This is a genomic window from Aeromonas sp. MR7 (assembly GCF_963899385.1).
Lineage (GTDB): Bacteria > Pseudomonadota > Gammaproteobacteria > Enterobacterales > Aeromonadaceae > Aeromonas > Aeromonas bestiarum.
The window spans coordinates 1-1194 of sequence record NZ_CAWQXH010000022.1; the positions used below are offsets into that span (position 1 = coordinate 1).

Genomic DNA, 1194 nt, shown 5'->3' on the forward strand with positions numbered 1-1194 from the left:
AATCTGAAGTGTACGTGCTGTCCAAAGAAGAAGGTGGTCGTCATACCCCGTTCTTCAAGGGCTACCGTCCGCAGTTCTACTTCCGTACAACCGACGTGACCGGTACCATCGAACTGCCGGAAGGCGTTGAAATGGTAATGCCAGGCGACAACATCAAAATGGTTGTTACCCTGATTGCGCCGATCGCAATGGACGACGGCCTGCGTTTCGCTATCCGTGAAGGTGGCCGTACCGTAGGTGCTGGTGTTGTAGCTAGCGTAATCGCTTAATCGATTCGTTATATGCAAACATGAAAAGGGGTGGCTTCGGCCGCCCCTTTTTCTTTTTGGGCCTTGTGCCCTATGAGATACTTTGCAAAATCATTTATTGAGGTAGTCCCCAGTGAGCAAGCCCGCCATTTTTCTGGACCGTGACGGTGTCATCAACGAAGACACCGGTTATGTCAGTCAGGTAGACGACTTCCATTTCCTGCCCGGTGTGATCGAAGCCATGCAGCTGCTGAAGAAGAAAGGCTATCTGTTGATCGTCGTCACCAACCAGTCTGGTATCGCCCGCGGCTATTTCAGTGAGGACGACTTCATGAACCTGACTGAATGGATGGATTGGTCATTGGCCGATCGGGATGTGGATCTCGACGGTATCTATTTCTGTCCACATCACCCGGATCACGGCGCCCCTTGTGATTGCCGCAAACCGGAACCCGGCATGCTGCTGCTGGCACAACAGGAGCTGGGTATCGACATGGGCCGTTCCTATATGGTTGGCGACAAACCTTCCGACCTGAAAGCGGCAGCCAGTGCCAAGGTTGGTCATAAAGTCATGGTGCGTACTGGCAAACCTGTAACCGATGCCGGCATCGCCTTGGCGGATGCCATCTACGACAACCTGCACGATTTCGCCGTTTCAGTGCCTGTCGCGGGCTGATTTCGTTCGCTTAATATGCGTATTGGTGGCTTTGTGAGCGAACGGTTGATGAAAGCCATCTTTTTGCAATTATCTGCTTGCCAGAAAGTTTCTACTCCCTATAATGCGCCTCCATCGACAGGGCAAGCGGCAACGCAAACAAGCCAGTCGGTGCCTCGAAAAGCCTTTGAAAATAAGGCTTGACTCGAGAAGGCGGTTGAGTAGAATTCCACTCCCGCAGCAACACACTGTTGCGTCGCTCTTTAACAATTTGAATCAAGCAATCTGTGT

At 51.9% G+C, this 1194-nt stretch carries 1 protein-coding gene and 1 pseudogene; both read left to right on the top strand.

The window, feature by feature from the left end; translation table 11 throughout:
• Positions 1–269: pseudogene (gene tuf / locus AACW87_RS14540) on the top strand (elongation factor Tu); the annotation flags it as partial.
• 112 nt (positions 270–381) lie between these two features.
• Complete coding sequence (gmhB, locus tag AACW87_RS14545) at positions 382–924, top strand: D-glycero-beta-D-manno-heptose 1,7-bisphosphate 7-phosphatase (RefSeq protein ID WP_043142605.1); 543 nt, start codon at positions 382–384, stop codon at positions 922–924.
• The last annotated feature ends 270 nt before the right edge of the window (positions 925–1194 follow it).